Origin of the sequence: Paenibacillus sp. GCM10027628, assembly GCF_042676385.1 — a bacterium.
Taxonomy (GTDB): Bacteria; Bacillota; Bacilli; order Paenibacillales; family NBRC-103111; genus Paenibacillus_E.
This window is the reverse complement of sequence record NZ_JBHTHA010000002.1, coordinates 658,485-679,591: the sequence shown is the minus strand read 5'-3', so window position 1 is coordinate 679,591 and position 21,107 is coordinate 658,485. Positions and strand designations below refer to the sequence as shown.

General features: G+C 48.1%; 16 protein-coding genes. 14 read left to right on the top strand and 2 right to left on the bottom strand.

Features of this window, described 5'->3' with window-relative positions:
* Positions 1–12 precede the first annotated feature (12 nt).
* The 12 genes from ACFQZT_RS04170 to ACFQZT_RS04115 all read left to right on the top strand — a co-directional run bounded on the left by ACFQZT_RS04170 (position 13) and on the right by ACFQZT_RS04115 (position 16,097).
* A complete protein-coding gene (locus ACFQZT_RS04170) occupies positions 13–1,350 on the top strand; it encodes an ABC transporter substrate-binding protein (RefSeq protein ID WP_379296833.1) in 1,338 nt (445 codons plus the stop codon).
* Between the two features lie 120 nt (positions 1,351–1,470).
* On the top strand, positions 1,471–2,340 hold the full coding sequence (locus ACFQZT_RS04165; protein ID WP_379296831.1) for a carbohydrate ABC transporter permease: 870 nt from the start codon (positions 1,471–1,473) through the stop codon (positions 2,338–2,340).
* 18 nt (positions 2,341–2,358) lie between these two features.
* Positions 2,359–3,210, top strand: a complete 852-nt coding sequence (locus tag ACFQZT_RS04160) for a carbohydrate ABC transporter permease (protein WP_379296829.1) — start codon at positions 2,359–2,361, stop codon at positions 3,208–3,210.
* A 36-nt stretch (positions 3,211–3,246) separates the two neighbouring features.
* On the top strand, positions 3,247–3,936 hold the full coding sequence (locus ACFQZT_RS04155) for a PIG-L deacetylase family protein (protein ID WP_379296827.1): 690 nt from the start codon (positions 3,247–3,249) through the stop codon (positions 3,934–3,936).
* 32 nt (positions 3,937–3,968) lie between these two features.
* Positions 3,969–4,883 (top strand): AraC family transcriptional regulator, encoded by a 915-nt coding sequence (locus ACFQZT_RS04150; protein WP_379296825.1) that lies wholly within the window; start codon positions 3,969–3,971, stop codon positions 4,881–4,883.
* Positions 4,884–5,109: 226 nt separating this feature from the next.
* Positions 5,110–7,491 carry an EAL domain-containing protein gene (locus tag ACFQZT_RS04145; protein ID WP_379296823.1) on the top strand — a complete coding sequence of 794 codons (2,382 nt, stop codon included), beginning with the start codon at positions 5,110–5,112 and terminating at the stop codon, positions 7,489–7,491.
* Positions 7,492–8,164: 673 nt separating this feature from the next.
* Positions 8,165–9,925 carry a sensor histidine kinase gene (locus tag ACFQZT_RS04140; protein ID WP_379296821.1) on the top strand — a complete coding sequence of 587 codons (1,761 nt, stop codon included), beginning with the start codon at positions 8,165–8,167 and terminating at the stop codon, positions 9,923–9,925.
* Positions 9,900–10,991 (top strand): response regulator, encoded by a 1,092-nt coding sequence (locus ACFQZT_RS04135; protein WP_379296819.1) that lies wholly within the window; start codon positions 9,900–9,902, stop codon positions 10,989–10,991. The genes ACFQZT_RS04140 and ACFQZT_RS04135 overlap by 26 nt, the downstream gene beginning before the upstream one ends.
* Positions 10,992–11,236: 245 nt before the next feature.
* On the top strand, positions 11,237–12,886 hold the full coding sequence (locus ACFQZT_RS04130) for an extracellular solute-binding protein (RefSeq protein WP_379296817.1): 1,650 nt from the start codon (positions 11,237–11,239) through the stop codon (positions 12,884–12,886).
* Between the two features lie 85 nt (positions 12,887–12,971).
* Positions 12,972–13,862 (top strand): ABC transporter permease, encoded by an 891-nt coding sequence (locus ACFQZT_RS04125; protein ID WP_379296815.1) that lies wholly within the window; start codon positions 12,972–12,974, stop codon positions 13,860–13,862.
* An 18-nt stretch (positions 13,863–13,880) separates the two neighbouring features.
* On the top strand, positions 13,881–14,765 hold the full coding sequence (locus tag ACFQZT_RS04120) for a carbohydrate ABC transporter permease (protein WP_379296813.1): 885 nt from the start codon (positions 13,881–13,883) through the stop codon (positions 14,763–14,765).
* A gap of 15 nt (positions 14,766–14,780) precedes the next feature.
* Positions 14,781–16,097, top strand: a complete 1,317-nt coding sequence (locus ACFQZT_RS04115; RefSeq protein WP_379296811.1) for a CehA/McbA family metallohydrolase — start codon at positions 14,781–14,783, stop codon at positions 16,095–16,097.
* Between the two features lie 19 nt (positions 16,098–16,116).
* Here ACFQZT_RS04115 and ACFQZT_RS04110 read toward each other — a convergent pair whose 3' ends face one another.
* On the bottom strand, positions 16,117–17,610 hold the full coding sequence (locus ACFQZT_RS04110) for a peptide MFS transporter (RefSeq protein WP_379296809.1): 1,494 nt from the start codon (positions 17,608–17,610) through the stop codon (positions 16,117–16,119).
* Positions 17,611–18,315: 705 nt separating this feature from the next.
* Here ACFQZT_RS04110 and ACFQZT_RS04105 point away from each other — a divergent pair.
* A complete protein-coding gene (locus ACFQZT_RS04105) occupies positions 18,316–19,287 on the top strand; it encodes a 2-hydroxyacid dehydrogenase (protein ID WP_379296807.1) in 972 nt (323 codons plus the stop codon).
* Positions 19,288–19,307: 20 nt separating this feature from the next.
* Here ACFQZT_RS04105 and ACFQZT_RS04100 read toward each other — a convergent pair whose 3' ends face one another.
* On the bottom strand, positions 19,308–20,276 hold the full coding sequence (locus ACFQZT_RS04100) for an aldo/keto reductase (RefSeq protein ID WP_379296805.1): 969 nt from the start codon (positions 20,274–20,276) through the stop codon (positions 19,308–19,310).
* A gap of 343 nt (positions 20,277–20,619) precedes the next feature.
* On the opposite strand from ACFQZT_RS04100, the gene ACFQZT_RS04095 reads away from it, so the two are divergent.
* Positions 20,620–21,105, top strand: a complete 486-nt coding sequence (locus tag ACFQZT_RS04095; protein ID WP_379296803.1) for a GNAT family N-acetyltransferase — start codon at positions 20,620–20,622, stop codon at positions 21,103–21,105.
* Positions 21,106–21,107: the final 2 nt, after the last annotated feature.

The window sequence follows — 21,107 nt, the reverse complement described above, 5'->3', positions numbered from 1 at the left end:
GAGAGTGAAGGTATGAGGAAAATAAGGTTTTTGCAATCGCTAGCCTCTATCATCGCAGTTGTTGCGCTGACGGCTTGCAGCGGAAATGCAGGCAATGAAGGTCAATCGCCCAATACGCCCAAAGCGACTAGCAATGAAGGGAGCCAGACGAGTCAACCTGCACCGACTGCAGCGGCGTCCAAAGAAGCGGTTACGCTAACTTACGGTTTGTGGGATCAAGTTCAGAAACCGGCGATGGAAGCCATCATTGCCAAGTTCAAGGATACGCATCCTAATGTGAATGTCAAAATCGAACTGACGCCGTGGAATGAATATTGGACAAAGCTGGATACTGCAGCAACCGGCGGCACGCTCCCCGATATTTTCTGGATGAACGGCTCCAGCATCGTCAAATTTGCGGCGAATGACCAATTACTGGCGTTTAATGAGCTTGCAGATGCGGATAAGTTCGATTGGAGTCTATATCCGAAATCGCTCGTTGATATGTATTCTTTCAAGGGTAAGCACTACGGTGTTCCCAAGGATTATGATACGATAGGATTATGGTATAACAAGAAGCTTTTTGACGAGGCTAAACTTCCTTATCCAGATGCAAGCTGGGATTGGAATAAAGCGGTTGAAGTCGCCAAGAAATTGACGGATCCGTCCAAACGCATCTGGGGGCTGCCGGCGCAGTTCCAGGGGCAAATCGGCTTTTACAATACCATCTTAGAGGCCGGCGGCAACCTGCTTTCCTCAGATGGAACCAAATCCGGATATGACACCCCGGAAGGTGTACGCGGAATTCAGCTACAGACGGATCTGATTCTGGTTCATAAAGTATCGCCGACACTGGCTCAAATGTCGGATACGAATCCGAAGGATTTATTCAAGTCCGGTAAAGCGGCGATGCTGATGGACGGTTCATGGAATGTGAAGGATTTTGCAACTAACGATTACACGAAAGATAAGGTCGATGTAGCCGTACTGCCCAAAGATAAAGTCCGTTCCGGCGTTATTCATGGTCTCGGCAACGTCGTATCCGCCAAGACGAAGCACCCGAAGGAAGCATGGGAATTCGCGAAATTCCTTAGCTCCAAAGAAGCGGCGGATATTCAGGCCAAAGATGGAACAGCGCTCCCGGCGCTCCAAGGCGGCGAAGCGTTGTGGCTGAAATCGACACCGCAGTTTAACCTTCAGGCGTTCGTCGACATGGCCAAAGAATCGGTTCAATACCCGGCGACGCTCAATTCCGCCAAATGGGACGGCTTAGAGAAGGAAACGCTCAAAGCAGCCTTTACCGGCGAAACAACAGCAGCAGCTGCGGCCAAAGAGTTGGGTCGGAAAATCGATGAAACACTCAAGCCTTAAAAGTAAATTTTAAAAGTTAAAATCGAAACAACGGCCCACGTCCTGCTGTCAAACAGAAGGGCTTGGGCTGCTTGCTCAGCTAATCGGAAGTCATTGTAGAACGGGGAGGGAGTGAATGAGGTGAAACGAAAGGATTACATCTGGGGCTATTTGATGGTCGCGCCGATGATGATCGGTTTAAGCGTCCTGTTCATCTGGCCGATTTTCCGGACGACTTATTTTTCATTCACGGATTGGGGCGATTTCGGCCGTTATCGTTGGACCGGCATGCGCAATTACGTGCTGCTGATCCGGGATCCTGCGGTTTATCGCGCTTTTCTCCATACTTTGGAGTTCGTCGCGCTGTACGTGCCTATACTTGTGATCTTCTCCACGCTGCTCGCGGTTTTGTTGAATCAAAAGATTCGCGGCGTTGCCATCTACCGGACACTTTACTTTTTGCCTGTCGTTTTGATGCCGGCTGCCGTAGGTCTCGCTTGGAAGTGGCTGCTTAACGGAGAATACGGCTTGATCAACCAATTATTGGCTGCCTTGCATGTGGATGGTCTGAGCTGGCTGACGGATTCGCGCACAGCGCTTCTATCGGTAGCAGCGGTTGCGGTGTGGAGCATGATTGGCTTTCAGGCGGTCATTCTTCTTTCAGGGCTTAAGGGAATCTCAGCGACTTATTATGAAGCTGCGGCGATTGAAGGAGCAGGCGTTTGGGCCGTGCTGTCGCGAATTACGCTTCCGCTGCTGACGCCAACGCTCTTTTTTGTTACCGTTACTTCGCTGATCAGCGCGTTTCAACTATTCGATCTGGTATACATGATGATTGGTCAGGTAGCCATTGAGCATGCCGACACGATTGTATATTTGTTTTATAAGCAGGCCTTTCAACTCAATGCCAAAGGGTATGCGTCCGCGGTAGCGACGGTATTGTTCATCGTGGTTCTGCTGCTCACTGCCTTGCAAATGAAGTTGCAAAAAAGATGGGTTCACTACGATTAGATGAAATGGGGAGCGGACATGAAAAGAGTGGCGCAAACTGGCGGGCAAGCTCGAACAACGGCTTTAAAGCGACTATCCATACATGGGGTGCTGGGTGCCGGCGCCGTATTGATCCTTGTCCCGTTTCTATGGGCGCTGCTCACTTCGCTCAAAACATCTACGGAAGCAGTGGCCATACCGATGACGTTTCTGCCGGCTAAATACCAGTGGCGCAATTATACGCAAGTGCTAGATTTGCTGCCTTTTGCACGGTATTATTGGAATACGGTTTCAACGACGATCGTAAAAACGGCGTTCGCTTTGCTATTCTGCTCTATGGCGGCATATGCCTTTGCAAGAATCCGATTTCCAGGCAGGACCGTGCTATTTCTCGTGATGCTGTCGGTGCTTATGGTGCCGGCGCAGGTGTTTATCATCCCTCAATATTTACTAATGAAAGATCTGGGATGGTTGAACTCTTTAAAAGCAATCACGGTGACGGGGATGTTTAGCGCGTACGGCACTTTTTTGTTAAGACAATTTTTCCTGACGTTGCCTGCGGAATTAGAGGAAGCAGCGAAGATTGACGGCTGCCGTCCCTTCATGATCTACTGGCGCATTATGCTGCCGCTGGCCAAACCGGGACTGACCGCGTTTGCGATTATTTCGACGCTATGGTCGTGGAACGATTTCATGTGGCCTCTCATCGTGAACAACTCGCCCGATAAGATGACGCTTGCAGTCGGACTTGCTTCTTTACAGGGTCAGTATATGACGAATTATCCATTGCTGATGGCAGGTATGCTGCTTGCCGTGCTGCCGATGATCGCATTGTTTATATGGCTGCAGCAGCAGTTTATTGAAGGAATTACGTTAACCGGTTTGAAATAATCTTGTCTAAATAAGCGGGAAGGTAGGTGAATATCGATGAACAAATGGAACATCTTGTTGATCGTTGCCCACCCGGATGATGAAACTGCCTGTGGCGGTACGATTGCCAAGCTGGCAGGACAAGGCCATGAAGTGGCGGTAGCCGTTGCAACGAACGGCAATAAAGGTACGCATGATCGAACCGTCACACCGGAACGCCTCGCCTCTGTCAGACGGGCAGAAATGCAGGAAGCGTGCAGCAGACTAGGTGTGAGGGGTATCCATTTTCTGGAATATGATGACGGGACGCTGGCGGAAGCAATGGATTTGAAAGAACGAATCTTCCGGTTGATCCGGCTGGCAAAGCCGGACATTCTCATCACGTTCGATCCGTGGCGAAAATGGGAGTTTCACCCCGACCATCGGGCGCTCGGGCTCCTAGCGACGGAGGCGGCTTATTTGGCGGATGGCTGCTGGTATTACCCGGAGCATTTAACGGAGGGCATCGATCCGTGGAAACCACGGGAAGTTTATCTGTTTTGGTCGGATGAACCGAATTATGCGGTGGACGTTTCAGACGTCTGGGAACGAAAATGGGAAGCGGCGGATGCGCATACCAGCCAGGGGTCAGAAGGCGCATCATTCGGCCAGAAGTATGCAGCGTGGCTTCGATCGAACGACCCTGATGCCTTTGATCATAAGAAGGAGTCGTTCAGAAAAGTGTATGGAACGGACTTACATATCTAGACCCTGAAGCGAAAGAGATGAGGTGTTTCCACGTGAACTTCCTGCCCGATCCGCAATTGCCCGAATCCTTGAAGACGTTCAAAGGATTTGATGAATTCCAGATATTCATCAACCGCAATGAAGGCGAATGGAGAATGCCGTTCGAATGGCATGAGCCGCTTGAAATTTTCTATGTCAAATCGGGCAGAGGCAAATACTACATTGACGATAAGGTGTACGTATTCGGCCCAGGGGATGTATTTGTGATCGGCAACCATGAGCTTCATAAAAGCCAGCTGATCGACCGGGAACCGTTCGAGGTGCTGGTTGTCATGTTCGATCCGCGGTTGGCCCGTGCGGTACAGCTGGAGGACGGCGTGGATCCGCTGGAGCTCTTCTATAAGCGGGATATCGGCTTTTCCCACCAGTTGCAAACGGCTGATGGCTTACAAAAGAAGCTAAACTGGTGCTTTGAGCTGATGCACGAAGAATACGGGAATACGGAAGGATACTCTCTTAGGAAAATGGTAGCGCTGCTCCAATGGCTGCTCTTGGAGTTGAGTCAGGCGTATTCCAAAAACATACCATACCTCATGCTCGATCAAGCTCGAAATGGCGTGCATTTCAAAGAAGTCGTCAGTCGTGCTATGGAATATATTACCGCCGGATATCGGGAAGACATTACGCTGGAAAAAATCGCGAAGCATATTAGCGTGAATCCCTCTTATTTGAGCCGGGTGTTCAAGCAAAACACTGGATTTACGATTGTTGAGTTTATTACATTTAAGAGAATCTGGCAGGCTAAAGAAATGCTGTTATACAGCAATGCCAGAATAACGGATATCGCTTATCATATCGGATACAACAATGTGACTCACTTTCAATGGACATTTAAGAAAATGCTTGGCATCAGTCCCAACCAATACCGCAAACACCCGCGCAATTTTTATCATTTAAAAAAGTATTGAACTGAACCAGCGCCTGAACGGCTGAATCGCAAATAGTTTCTAGTACCTAGAAACTATTTAATTTAAATAATACTAATGTACTATTCACTGTGTTATCGTATATAATCAAATTCAGAAGAACAACCACATTCCTTTTAATTTGATGTGGTTTTTTTTGGTTAGGTATCAACCTTTCAACCTAAAAGGTATTGCAAAAGAGATTACATCATCGGAGGTTGATACAGCCATGTCGCTGCGCCGGAAAATTATGATCTACGTTGGGCTAACCACACTTTGCCTGCTAACGCTTTTGTACCTGATTTCGGAGAGGGCGCTGCTGCATAATTATGAGCGGATGGAGCTTGACAGTTTGCGTGAAAATATGAAGCAAAGCCTGCTTTCCTATTTTGACGAATACACCAATCTTGGCGCAATTACGATCAACTATGCGGGGTGGGATGATACCTACAACTATATTGCAAGACCGACAATCCCTGCTGACAACGACCCTTATCTCACAGTAAATTACAGTGATTCTTTGTTTACATCAAGCCGGCTCAATATTACACTTCTGATGAATAACCGGAAGCAAATCTATTTTGGAAAAGCTTACGATTATACCAATAACCGTCCTCTCGACTACCCAAGTTTATTGATCGATACGCTTATGAAAGAGCACGCTTCTTTCTTTGAACAGCCGGACGCATCTTCCCGCAAGCAGGGGTTATTGATTGTGGACAAGCAGCCTCTGATCGCCGCCTCATACCCCGTTTTAACGAGCAATAATGAGGGGCCTGTTCATGGAACCTTGGTTTTTGCACGTTTTTTGGATTCGAACTATATTCGGTATATTTCTGAAAAAGCAGACATCCCGCTGACATTAACTGTTGTGGATCCGTCTTTTAAACCGCCTGCACAAGCCACAACCTTAACCGTTTCCAAAAATCGATCCTTGCCATTTTGGACAGAATCCGATGATTCGACGATAAAAAGCTTCGTTCTGCTTCCAGACGTCGATAATAAACCTGCCATTCTTTTACAGTTCATTAAGCCGAGAGAATTATATAAAGAAGCAGAGAAAAGCATGATGTTTTACTTGCTCTACTTCGGCCTTTTCGGATTGGTGTTCTTTTGTATCATCAATTACGTTCTTCAGCGAACGATATTTGCCAGATTGAACCATACAATAGGCGGGATGGATGTCATCAAAACGAAGCAAGATTTTTCGATCCGCATACAGGAATCCGGCAGAGACGAGATCACACAATTGGAGAAGTCGTTTAACCACATGATGTCGTCGCTCGAAAAATCGCAAAGCGAGATCCAATTTCAAGCGAATCATGATAGCTTGACTCAACTTGCTAACCGAAAATCATTTTTTGAGTTTCTGGAGATCAGGATTAGACGCAGTCAACAGCTGAATTCGCGCTTTGCCGTCATCTTTATCGACCTGGACCGATTCAAGTTAATCAACGATACGATGGGACATCATACGGGAGACCTGCTGCTGATTGAAGTTGCCGGGAGATTGCGGCGTTGCATGCAGGAAGGTGAATTTGTATGCCGGTTAGGGGGCGATGAATTTTGTATCGTTTCTCACGATGTTCACCACTTTAGCCAAATCGATCGCCTGGCGAATGTCATCAAAGAGACGGTCAATGCGCCCTATATGCTGGGTAGCTATCAGGCCACGATTTCAGCGAGTATCGGAATAAGCTTGTATCCGGAACACGGTACCGATTCGGAGAGCCTGCTGCATCGTTCCGACGTGGCTATGCTGGATGTGAAAGAAACCGGCAAAAATAATTACCGTTGGTATTCGGAAACGATTGAGGATATTCGGACAAGAAGAATGCTTATTGAGCAATACCTAAAATGTGCGATAAGAGGCGAAGAGCTTGCCCTTCATTATCAGCCCAAATGGGATTTGGCGCGAAATAAAATCGCCGGTGTGGAAGCGCTTCTCAGGTGGACGAACCCGCTGCTTGGGCAAGTTTCACCCTACGAATTTATTCCCATTGCCGAGTCTTCCGGCATGATTAATGATATGGGCGAATGGATTATGCGTACGGCATGCCGGCAATTCACCGCTTGGCAAAAGCAATCGGCAGACTTCTCTCTCATTGTTGCCATCAATATATCAGGTGTTCAGTTGCTGCAGCCCAATTTTATTGAACGGATTCAAAGTGTTTTTGCTGAAGAAAAGGTGGATCCCTGCCATTTTGAGCTGGAAGTGACCGAGAGCTTTGCGATCGAAAACTTTGAAGAAGTGATCAACATTCTCGTCGAATTACGAAACTTAGGCTTTATGATTTCGATCGACGATTTTGGAGCAGGTTATTCTTCGATGAAATATGTATGTCAACTCCCCATTCAATGTATGAAAATTGATAAAACGCTGGTCGATCAACTGGCAGATAACGTCCGAAGTCAAGTCGTCGTCTCGACCTTAATCGAAATGGCGCACCGGCTTCAGTTAACCGTCGTGGCGGAAGGGGTTGAGCTGCCGGAGCAGCTTCATCTTCTCCAATCGTACCAGTGCGATCAAATTCAAGGATTTCTCATCAGCAAACCTGTGCCGGCCGACCGGGTTATTGAGTTGTTGTCTGGTGAGCTAGTTGGATTTTGAGCTTTGGGAGATATGCAAAAACAGATCATATCCGGGTAACTTCTTACCAGAGTATGATCTGTTTTTGTTTCTTGTATTGGAAATTACAGTAGAATATGCAAAAATGCTAATTGTGGGGGCTTGAGGATTCGGAATGACGATTTACCCACGGATATGTCGAGTGGCAAGTCTCATAAAAAACACACCTTTTGGCTCGCTCTTCCGCAGATTCGAATGCACATCAGGCAACCATCGGCCACTTTCAAAGAAATGAGGGGGAAACCTTCGGGTCACCCGCTTGACAAAGAACAATGGTCGTTATTAGTGTACAAATTTGACGCTAAATTTCGTGGAAATAGTTATTTCGGGGCTCGAAAGAACAAAAGTCCATAAACAACGAACAATCTTCGCTAATTATGGAATTTTGTTCGTTCGAGGGCTGTTTGGAACATTCCTTCAAATAATTTGCGTCCATCAGGTACACTAATAGAGAATTTATTCCATAATCTGCTGAAGCTGCATGATTTCAATTTCCCGTAAGGTAATTGTATTTCTGAATAAATGTTGGAAAGGTGGTCTTTGGCAGCAAATAAGAAAGCGCTTTCCTAAACTTGCGCTTCCTATCATTCTTTTCAAGTTTCCGACGTAAAATCTAGATATAATCCTATCAAAAAATCGGGAAGTAGGCTGGTAGATGTTTACTTCGAAATATTGGAAACTGAACGCATCTCGTCCTTATTCGCTGAAATATCGCCTTATCTTTTTGTTGTTCATCAGCTCGCTCACCCCTTTAGTGCTGATCGGTACGATATCCTATTTTTCGATGTATGCGATCCTGAAGAACAAAGCGGAAGCTGGTGTGAAAAGCAATTTGCACCAGGTTAGGCTCTCTCTGGAGAATACGCTGAGCCAGTTGAATCATACGTCCCAGCAGCTAGCTTTTGACGGGCGGGTCGGCCAAAAACTGGAGAGCTATCTTACTTCCGATCTATACCAGAAGAAGCTGTTGAAAGATGAGATTCAAAGCCAGCTCAATCTGATTCATTTTACGAACCCGACGCTCGGCCTCATTTTTTATTACCTGGGAAATGAGAACCAGACCTTGTTCGAGAACTTTTCCGTACGCGAGAACAGAGACCTAAGCAAGCTGCCCAAATTGTTCAATTTTAACACGATCACTTATTTCGGACCCCATCTTTCACTGAATCCAATTGACGGCAACCAGGTTCTGTCCATCATGCGTCAGGTCGAGATTCCGGGACGAGACGACGTGTTCGTGTATATCGAGACCAATTTCAAATTGGCCGAAAGTATCATTAAAAGCGAGCAATTCGGAAACAATCTGACTCATTTCGTTGTCGACAACGAGGGACGGATCGTTTATAGCGAAAACCAACAAGATTTCCCGATCGGTGCGATTTACGCCTCAGACGCGAAAACGGGCGAATGGAGCAAGTACTACCGTTTCGAAGAGAGCAGCAACCAGTCGTGGAAGGTTGTCGCCGCCATACCGGATGCAGACTATAGGATGGAGATCAACCGCTGGATCAATCAGTTCGTATTGTCGGCATTCCTGACACTTGCGGCCAGCGTGCTGATCGCATGGATGATCTGGCGTATGATGTACAGACCGCTAAACCTGCTGATTAGTGATATCCGCAATGTGAAAAACAAAAGTGATTCTTCTCCGACCAGACGGTCACGGATCGCGGAATTCGCCGTCATCTATCGGGAATTTGCCGATATGCGAAGCCGAATTGGAGGATTAATCAGCGAAGTGGAACGGAAGGAACAGAGCAAAGCGCTGCTTGAAGTTGAGAAGTTGATGACGCAGATCAATCCGCATTTTATTCACAATACACTCGATACGATTCGCTGGCTCGCTCGTGCCAACGGGCAAAAAGATATCGACAGATTGGTTTCCACGCTTAACAAAGTGCTTTATTATAATCTCGGCAAAGGGGGGCAAGCCCGTATCAAGGATGAGATCGAAGCGTTAAAGCATTACGTTGAACTGCAGGGCATCCGCTACAATTTTGAATTCGACGTCAAGATTCACGCTGACGATACGGCGCTTGAACGGGCGATCCCCCGATTCATTCTGCAACCGCTCGTAGAGAATGCGCTTTACCACGGTCTTGAAGACAAAGGTGTGATCGAGGTCGGGGTGGAAGAGGACGGAGATACGCACGTGATGATTAGCGTTAAAGATAATGGGGACGGTATGTCGGAAGAAGAAATTCGCCGATTGCTGAGTGAGGAAACGGAGACTCGCAAAAAAGTAGGCATGGGGATCGGTCTACAGTATGTGCACCGCATGATCAAATTTCAATTCGGCGGATCTGCGATCTTTCGAATCGAGAGCCAATTGGGAGGCGGAACGACGATTCTGCTCCGTCTGCCGATTATACATGAGGAGGTGGACAGTAATGATCAACGTGTTAATCGTGGATGACGATCATTTGGTTCGCAAAGGGTTCATCGCCATGATGCCTTGGGAAACATATGGTCTTCGAGTCGCAGGCGAGGCGGGCAACGGGAAAAAGGCGATTGAATTCATGGAAGGATACCATGTGGACTTGCTCATTACCGACCTAGCGATGCCGGTTATGTCAGGCATCGACCTGATGAAGGAGGTTAAGCAGCGCTATCCCGAAGTGGATATGGTCGTTCTGACCTTTCATCAGGATTTCGAATTGATTCAGGAAGCGCTACGGCTCGGCGCACTGGATTATATTACCAAAGTGGAGCTTGAAGACGAGCACCTGGATGAAGTTCTGCGCCGGATTGTTGAACGCATACACGAGAGGAGAGTGCTTGCTGAATCCGAATCGACTGCCAGGCTGAGCGGAAAGACCGAACCTGATCTTATCGAGAATCAAATTTCAATGCACAAACTTCAGGAAATCGGGGAGCGATGGTCGCGGCCGGATTGGATGATGGATGAGCGGATATTCAGGCATCTACTGGATGACACCGATCGTGTAAAATTGACGGTTCCGCAGTTGGAACGATTATTTTATGTAGCGGCAGATCATTGGAAGAGGCTGTTCGGAAGTGATTTCCTGCCGGACAATTTGCTTGGTCGTCCGTACGCACATTGGAGCGATTGGGTCACATGGCTGGACGAAATACGTTCACTCGCTCAGTCTTATATCCGGACACAGGACTATTCTGCAGAAGTGAAAGCAAGCATATGGAAAGCTGTCGATTACATTCAGCGCGAGCTTCAGGCGGATCTTCATCTGATTGAGGTGGCGGGGCGGGTCAATATGAGCCGAAGTTATTTCAGCCGATGCTTTCGGGATATTGTTGGTAAGACTTTTAACGATTACATGAGGGATGTTCGAGTGGAACATGCGAAAGCGCTCTTGCTGCAAACCGGGAAAACGATCGGATGGGTCGCTGCGCAGTCCGGATATCCGAATGAAAAATATTTTTGCCGCGTGTTTCGCGAAATGACAGGGCTGCTGCCGAGCGAGTTTCGTAAAAAAGAAAAGGGTTTAAACAGCCAAGTATAGCGCTTAACCCAATCTTCATACCCAGCTAACAAAAAACGGCAGAAAAAGGAAGAAGGCCATGTTATCATTCGAACTAGCGGGACATGGTCACAATATGTCTTCAATGGGGTACATTTTGGTCTTATAAGACGCCGAGGAGATAGAATACGAGACGAAATATTCCCAAATTCAAGACGCAATCTGACGCCTATACCCGTGAATTTAACTATGATTAAGGTAGAGGGCCTATCAGAGGAGGGACAAGTATGAAAAAAGGGAAAGCGCTTATTCTGCTCGCACTTGCCGCTACGCTCGTGTCAGCGTGCAGCAGCCAAAATTCAGCATCTAGTACCGATGTCGGCAGCACTTCTTCAGCTGAACCAAACGCAAAAGTCGACCCGTTCAAAATGCCGAATCCGATTGAAATCACGACCTTTAAAGGTGTCACCGCAGGTGCGAAGCTCCCGGAAGGAGACACGGCGGAAAACAATCAGTACACACGATATATTAAAGACAAAACGAACATTTCGTTTAAATTGCTCTGGTACGCATCAGGTGCGGATTATACGCAAAAGTTGAACCTCGCTGTTGCAAGTAACGATATTCCCGACATCATGCTTGTCGACGAAGGAACGTTCCTGAGCCTCGCGGCTGCCGGACAACTCGAAGATTTGACGAAAGTATATGAAAAGTATGCATCTCCTCTGACGAAAGAACTATATAACTCGACCGGGAATAAGGCGATTGAAAAGGCTACATATAAAGGCAAGTTAATGGGCATACCGAACATCAGCGTGCAAGCGGATGCGATGAGTTTCCTGTGGGTCCGTAAAGATTGGATGGATAAGCTGGGGCTTCCAGCCCCGAAATCGGTCGACGATATCGCAACGATTGCCAAAGCGTTCGTCGAGAAAGATCCGGACGGCAACGGCAAAGCGGATACGATCGGGTTAACGGGATATGAAAAAGCGTTCGAAAACGGTGGCAAGGCTAGCTTCCATAACTTCAAAGGGCTATTCGAAGCATATAACGCTTACCCAACGAATTGGGTTAAGGACAGCTCTGGGCAAGTCGTCTATGGTTCCACACTGCCTGAGACGAAGCAGGCTCTTGGCAAGCTTCGCGAGATGTACGCCGCAGGCTTGATCGACAAGGAATTCGCCATCCAGAAAAACGAGGATCCAGCCGTCGTGAGTGGAAGATCGGGCATGTTTTTCGGACCATGGTGGGCGACTGGCATCATCTCGGATACGTTTACGAACAATCCGAATGCGGATTTCACGCCCTATTTGATCATGGACGCGAAAGGGCAGAAAAACAATCTGATGGTTCCTGTCAGCAACCGCTTCATCGTCGTCAAGAAAGGAATGAAAAATCCGGAAGCCGCGATGATTTATGCGAACACTTTTATCGCCGCACAGCGTAAAGTGGATCCGGATGCCTTGAAGCTGGATTTCTCGATCGACGCTTCCTATTGGCCGATCGGCAACGCGACCTATGATTATGCGGATGCCGTGGAGCGGAAGTCCGATAAGCTCAAAAAAGCGATGAGCGGGGAGATCAAGCCGGAAGAGCTGAATCCGGAAATGAAAGACATGTATGACAAAGCAATGCGCGATAAAGCGAATCCTCGAAAAGTCGTCAAGGATTGGAGAGGATACTGGGGGTATACGGTTCCCGCCGAGTTGCTGAAACAAAACTACAATAAAGTGTACAGTGAATATACAGCCGTCACCAAAACGATGGAACGGAAATGGGCGAACCTGCAAAAGCTGGAGACGGAAGCGTTTTTCAAAATCGTCATGGGCGATCAGCCGCTCGATTCGTTTGAGAAATTCGTTAGCGATTGGAAGGCTCAGGGTGGCGACGAGATTACAAAAGAAGTACAGAATGAACTGAAAGCGGCTAGCAAATAATCGATCGACATAGGGTAAATAAAGAAGCACCTCCTTTTCTGTAAGGCGGTGCTTTCTTTTCTTACCGACCGGAGGTGATTCTAACGTGAACATCAAGTCTTACTACAAGCATTACCATCTGATGCTGCTTCCCGGCATTATCCTGCTGATCATTTTCCATGTCGTCCCGATGTTCGGGATTGCCATCGCCTTCCAGGATTTCCGGATCGGTAGGGGCATCTTCGGCTCGGAATGGATCGGTCTCGACAACTTTAAATATTTATTCGAGATTAACGATAGCGGCCTTATTTTATACAACACCGTTTTTATTTCATTATGCAAAATCATCATTCACCTGATCGTCCCGCTCGTTTTTGCCGTGTTGCTGAATGAAGTCCGCTTTATGGGGATCAAACGTTGGGTGCAAACGATTGTGTACCTTCCCCACTTCCTGTCCTGGGTTATTCTGGCCGGCGTTATTATTGAGATGTTCTCCTTAAGAGGGATTATCAACAATACGCTAAAGAGTTTCGGGATGGAGCCGGTCATGTTTTTGACCAGCAATACTTGGTTTCCCGCTATTGTTGTGGGCACCGACATCTGGAAAGAATTCGGCTTCGCTGCCATCGTCTACCTGGCCGCGCTCGCCGGCATCAATCCTTCTCTCTACGAAGCCGCCGAGATGGATGGAGCAAGCAGGTTCAAGCAGCTTTGGTACATCACCCTGCCAAGTCTGGTGCCGACGACTGTGTTGCTCGCCACGCTTAGCATCGGCAACATTTTGAATGCCGGGTTCGATCAAATCTTCAATCTATACAATCCCGTTGTCTATCAATCGGGAGATATTATCGACACCTATGTGTACCGAGTCGGACTGGTCCAAGCCCAATATGGCTTCGCAACAGCCGTCGGTTTGCTGAAATCGGTCATCGGGTTCATCTTAATCGTCATTTCGTATCGCATCGCTTACAAATTCGCGAATTACCGCATCTTCTGACAAGGCAGGTGAACGCTCATGGTACGGAATAAAACGCTGTCGGCGCGGCTAACCGAATCAGCTTTGATCGCGCTCATGCTTTTTATCTCGCTCGTCTCGCTGGCGCCCGTAGTCCATACGATTTCGGTTTCGTTCAGCAATACGGCCGCGGCTGCGGGAGGGCTGGTCGAATTTTGGCCTGTTGGCTTTAATATCGAATCTTACCGCAAAATCATCGACGAACCCCATTTCATGAACTCGTTCTTCGTATCGGTGAAACGCGTCTTACTCGGAGGAGGCGTTAACTTCCTCATGACTGTATTGATGGCTTATCCGCTATCCCGTAGCAACAAGGAATTTCCGCTGCGGAACGTCTACATGTGGTTCATGCTTTTCACAATGCTGTTCAGCGGAGGTGTCATCCCGCTTTACCTGACCGTAAAGTCGCTCGGACTCTTTAATTCGCTATGGGCACTTGTGCTGCCGGGGGCTGTTCCGGTGTTCAACGTCGTACTGCTGATGAATTTTTTCCGCAATATGCCGAAGGAATTGACCGATGCGGCTTATATGGATGGGGCTGGGCCTTGGTACATGCTGCTTAAAATCTTCCTGCCGCTCTCTCTGCCGTCGCTCGCCACTGTCACCTTGTTCAGTGTGGTTGGTCACTGGAACGCCTTTTTTGACGGCATGATTTTCATGCGGAGCATGGAGTATTACCCGCTGCAAACCTATATCCAGCAGCTGGTCGTACAGCTGAATATCTCAGAGATCGACTCCAGCCAGCAGGAGATGATTGCCAAGATATCGGATAAAACGCTGAACGCCGCCAAAATCGTCGTCTCGATGGTGCCGATTCTTGTGGTGTATCCTTTTCTGCAAAAATATTTTATCCACGGCATCATGCTCGGGTCTGTTAAGGAGTAAACAGGAGGCAGGAAAATGGACCAAAAGGAAAGAGCGGGCAGTACAATAACGTTAACCCGCAGGATTGAACACTCTGAAGAAAGCGCCTATTTGGACATACCTTTTCAAATGCCGGAGAACATGGAGGAAATCCATGTTGCATACAGTGTTCAGCCGCATGGCCCGGGAAAAGCAGTGATCGACCTCGGTATCCGGGACGAATGGAGGGTAAGGGGCTGGAGCGGCGGCGCGCGAAGCGAATTTTGGCTCGGGCTGGAGCAAGCCACGCCCGGTTATCTTCCCGGAGAGCTTGCTCCCGGTTCGTGGGCGGTGCTGCATAATGCCTACAAAGTGCCGGAAGAAGGCTGCACGGTAACGGTTACGATACGGCTGTATTTGCGCTCGCCGCGCTGGTTGAAAGGGGATTTGCATACGCACAGCGTGCACAGCGACGGCAAATTCACGCTGGAGGAACATGCAGCGATCATGGAGCAATTGGGCTGCGATTTCATCGCGATGACCGACCATAACACGGTGAGCCAAAATGCCGCGTACCCGCGGAATACACGGATTGTCATGATTCCCGGCATGGAATTCACGACGAACTTCGGTCATAGTAATTTTCTAGGCATTCCCGATCCTTTGGACGATTTCCGCGTAACCGGACAAGGTGATGTCAATCGGAAAATGGGCCAGGCGCGCGCTAGGGGGGCGGCTATCGTCCTCAACCATCCGCATTGCGATTATTGCCCATGGCTATGGGACTTTAACGCAGATTTCGACGGAGTCGAAATCTGGAACGGTCCCTGGACGGCGCGCAATGAAAAAGCGCTGAACTGGTGGCATGAACAGCTGCTTGCCGGCAGACGCATGGTGGCGGTGGGAGGCAGCGACGTGCACCGGCCGGACCCGTATGTGAAGCATGCGATGCCTTGCACCTGGGTGTTCGCGGAAGCCCGAACGGCGGCGGATATTCTCGAAGCTATCGGGAAAGGGCGTGTGTTCATCACTTATGCGCCTAACGGTCCTTTTATGGAATTAACGTGCGGCTCGTCTATGACGGGTGACACGGCCGACATGTCGGAGAATAGGTCTCCGGTAAGGCTGCGTGCAAGCCGTTTGAGCGCCGGAGATCGAGTGAAACTGATCAGCAATCAAGGGATTGAGCAGGAAATCACACTGGCGGAGCACGATACGGCAGATCTTCAAGCGAGTCCCAACGGAGAGCTTTGGACTGAACTTGAAGCTGAAACAGCCGGCCGCACTTTTTACAGGGCGGAAGTTTGGCGCCATTTTTCCGAAGTCGGTCAAACGCTCTTGGCTGCCGTTACGAATCCCATCTATTTCAAATAACGATCGCGAGGAAGGCAACTTACCGGATCCCCTTCATATGCCCCTGAATTTTCGGCGATAGTAGGAAGAGAAAGATCCCGAGGACGATGGATGCTCCGCCAATGACGCCAAAGTATGCCATCTCCGATTCAGGCGTATAAAATTTAACAATCTGCGCGTTAATGGCCTGGGCCGCAGCGTTGGATAAAAACCATAAGCTCATCGTTTGCGCCGAGAAGGCGGCGGGAGCTAATTTGGTAGTTGCCGAGAGTCCGACGGGAGATAGGCATAATTCCCCGACGACGACAATGAGATAACTGAGAACCAGCCATAATGGGTTAACCAATGCATTAACGCCGCTAAAGTAAGCAGGCAAAAGAATGACAAGGAAGGATAAGCCGGCGAACAATAGGCCTAAAGAAAATTTTTTAGGAATGGAAGGCTGGAGATTCCCGAGCTTTACCCATAACCAGGCGAAAAACGGTGCTAAAAGGATAATAAATAAAGGATTTAACGACTGGAACCAGGCAGGCGAAATATGAATGCCCGCGTAGTCTAACTGTGTACGTTTATCCGCATAATTGGCAAGAATGGTCGAGCCTTGCTCTTGAATAGCCCAGAACATGATAGAAGCAATAAATAACGGAATATAAGCAATCAGTCTTGAACGCTCAGTTGCTGTCGTTTTAGAACTTCGGTACATGACTATAAAGTAAAGGGTTGGAATCAGAATTCCTAATAGGCCTACAAGCGCAATAAATGTACGCAATGTTAGCAGCCCTGCCGGTATGGCAACGGCCACGAAGATGGCGATAAGAACCGCGCCTGCGCCAATCCGGGCGAATACCTTGTTCTTTTCCGATGGGGAGAGGGGGTTAGCTACAAAGGTGCCGGCAAGGCCAAGATTGTTTTTTTTCGTCAACAAAAATACGGCTAGTCCCAACAGCATACCGACGGCAGCTAAACTAAATCCAAGGTGGAAGTTAACCTTCATGCCTAGTGTACCTACAATGAGTGGAGCAAGAAAGCCTCCAAGATTAATCCCCATATAAAAAATGCTAAAGCCTGAGTCGCGGCGACGGTCTTCTTCACTATAAATTTCGCCGACTACGCTGGAAACATTAGGCTTCAGTAATCCTGTACCAAGGATAATCAGGGGCATGGATACATAGAGTGTTATCGCGCCTCCCGGGACCGCTAACAGGATATGGCCAAACATGATAAAAATGCCGCCGTAAAGTATGGCTTTTGACGTTCCGAATATCCGGTCGGCCAGCCAGCCGCCAATCACACCCGACATATACACGAGCGAGCCGTAAATCGACATAATGGCAAGCGCCGTTTTTTGATCGATCCCCAGTCCGCCTTTCGATACTTCATAATACATATAGAAAACAAGAAGAGCCCTCATGCCATAATAAGAGAAACGCTCCCAAAACTCTGTAAAGAAAAGTGTAAACAATCCCTTGGGATGACCCCAGAAACCTTCTTGCGGCACGCTTGCCACAATTTTTTGTTTGTTCATATTCGCCATATCAAACCCTCCTAGTCTTGGTATTATTGTTGTTTTTCTTGTTTTTTATTACAAAAAATGGATTTGATATGGTATGCCGAGCAACTGGGGATCCAAAACGAGGAGCAGAAGTCTTATATAAAATTTTCGGTTCGTTTCTGAACCATCGCATGTAGAGAAGACCCTTACCCGTCGTGGAAAGAACCAAGGTCTCTAAATAGAGAACATTTTGACGCATTTGGTGTGTAAATGACCACCGATCAGGCTTCGAACGAATAAAAGTCCATAATTAGCGAAGATCGTTCGCTGTTTATGGACTTTTGTTCTTTCGAGCCCCGAAATGGCTATTTCTCCGAAATTTAGCATCAAACTTGTTCACAAATAAAGACCTTTGTTCTTTGTCAAGCGGGTGACCCGAAGGTTACCCCTCATTTCTTTGAAAGTGGCCGATGGTTGCCTGATGTGCATTCGAATCTGCGGAAGAGCGAGCCAAAAGGAGTGTTTTTTATGAGACTTGCCACTCGACAAATCCGTGGATAAATCGTAATTTATGAAATGACTCCATGATTTTTTGAATAGGTGACTTTTGTTATTTCGGATGATTTTCTGGAAGGAAAATGACAAGCGCATGCGGAACGTTATTCATGTTAAGATTAGTTTAACGGCATCAAACCGCAGTCGTGCTAAAGTGTTCATTCTGGATAACCAAAGAGGTGGATAGGGTAAATGAATAAGCCAAGAGTACTCGTTCTCAAGAAGCTGCCCCTAGAGGTGGGACAGTATATTTCGGAGCATTGTGAAATCGTAGATTTGTCCAGCGGCGAATCGCACAGCCGGGAGCAGTTGAAACAAGCGTTGGCCGATGTGGATGGGCTGCTGCAATCAGGAGTGACGATTGATGACGATTTACTGCAGCATGCGCCTCGCCTTAAAATTGTCAGCAACATTTCGGTCGGCTACAACAACTTTGATACGGCAGCTATGAAAAAGCATGGCATCATCGGCACACATACGCCTGATGTACTAGACGATACAGTAGCTGACCTCGTTCTAGCCTTGATGCTCGCAGCCGCGCGCCGCACTTCCGAACTGGACAGCTTGGTTAAGCAGGGTGGCTGGGGACCGTCTGATGAGGCATTTTTCGGAACCGATGTACATCACGCCACGCTTGGTATTATCGGCATGGGGCGAATCGGTGATGCGATCGCAAAACGCGCAAGGTTCGGATTCGATATGAACATCCTGTACGCCAACCGGAATCGTAAACCGCTCGCCGAGGAAAAGTATGAAGCGCAGTATCGGACACAAGAACAGTTGCTGCGTGAGTCTGATTTTATCGTCGTAATGACCCCGCTGACCGCTGAAACGCATCATATGATCCGCAAAGAGCACTTCAAATTAATGAAGCGGACGGCCATTTTCATTAATGCATCACGCGGCCAACTGGTTGATGAAAAGGCTATGATCGAAGCGCTGGAGGAACGGCTTATTCAAGCCGCAGCCTTGGATGTATTCGAGCAAGAGCCGATAGACCCGAATAACCCTTTGCTTACAATGAAAAACGTCGTTACCCTGCCGCATATCGGCTCAGCCACCGCAAAGACCCGTTTCGACATGGCCATGATGGCGGCCAGAAACGTAGTCGCCGGTGTAACTGGTCAGATCCCGCCGAATATCGTACCAGAGTTGAAACCTTAACGATGCCGTGATGTTTCGGTTCAAGCCTCTTCACTGCGGTCAGTAGCCGGAGGAGGAGCAATGGATAGGTTGGAAATTTCCTTGCGGGTCTCCGCATCCAAGGTATATTCAAGAGCGGCGAGCGATGGCTCCAACTGCTCCACATTGCGTGCGCCAATGATTGGAGCCGTTATTCCAGGTTGGCTTTGCACCCAGGCTACTGCTAGCGTGGCGGGGTGCACTTCACGCTCTTTAGCAAATGATGCGAAGCGATCAGCAACCTGAAAGTAAGCTTCTTCGCTATAGCGTTTCGCATACATGGGTTGCTCCACCAGCCGGCCCTGATTGGGCTTGCTGTGCAACCCGTATTTGCCGCTAAGTAATCCGCCGCCGAGCGGACTGTAGCTAATCACGCCCAACTGCTCTGACTCGGCAAGCGGCAGAATCTCCACTTCCGCCTGCCGTTTAACCAAATTGTACATAGGTTGAATAAGCTCGAAACGAGCTAACGCCATCTTTTCCGATATGCCTAAGGCTTTGGCGATCTGCCAAGCAGCCCAGTTGCTGACAGCCGGATAGAGGATTTTGCCCTGTCTTTGCAGGTCGTCGAGTGCGCGCAGCGTTTCTTCAATTGCAGTATGCGAATCAAAATGATGAACAAAATAAAATTCGAGACGATCGGTTTGCAGTCTTCGCAGGCTATCTTCAATCGACAGGAAAATATGTCTGCGGGACAATCCTTTTGCGTTCACGTCCGTTCCAGTAGGGAAGAATACTTTGCTTGTCAAAACGACTTCGTCCCGGCAACCTTGGATCAATTTCCCCAAAATTTCTTCCGAACGACCTCCGTTATAGACATTAGCGGTATCGAAAAAGTTAATTCCTTTTTCCCGGCTCCGCTGAAAAATTGCTCTTGATGTTTCTTCGTCGGCAATTCCGCCAAAAGACATCGTGCCGAGGCATAAGCTCGAAACGCGAATCCCCGTTTTTCCAATTGTGCGATAGCTCATTATTCTTCCTCCATTTTACCGAATGAAATTTGTGGCTGGCTGTCGCGTTAGTGCCTAACAAACAGAAAAGACCCCCTTACCAGGCTGCTCAGCGAAGTAAGAAAGTCTCCATAAGTTAGGTCGACAGGCTCTTTTCCAACTATAGCATCGCCCTTAAAAGTCGTCAAATTCAATCCATCAGGGGCATTCTTCTTATGATAGAAACATTAAATGCTAGAATAGAAATAACCTATTAGACGCGTTTGCGAGGAGATGATACAGTTATCTCATGATAACCGATAAATCTGATGGGTATTATGTGAATATAAAGTGTTGTTTGCTTGCATAAAGGAGGAAAATGAAAATGATCTCAACGATTACTGCTGCTCCTGAGGATATTCGCAGCGAGGACTCCGAACAATTGATCAGGGAGTTGAGCGCGGAGTTGGGTTTACTTTACGATTCCGATGGAAGCGCGGGATTCAAACCATCGGACGTCGAAGTGCCCCGAGCGGCATTTGTGGTTGCCCGTTCTGAAGGTTATCCGGTTGGTTGCGGCGCGTTACGGCCATTGGATGAAAACACGGTTGAAGTCAAACGGATGTATACGCGTGCGGATTTCCGCCGAAAGGGAGTGGCACAATCGATACTAGCCGAGATTGAGCGGTTGGCGATTGAGTTTGGCTATAACAGCATCAAGCTGCAGACGGGTCCCAAACAGCCGGAAGCTGCTGCTCTGTATGAACGGGTCGGGTATTATCGAATTCCGATCTTTAGCGGAGATTGGGATCAAGTATTGGCCTATCAAAAAGATTTGATTCTTAAATCGGAGTATTTATTGGAGGGATGACG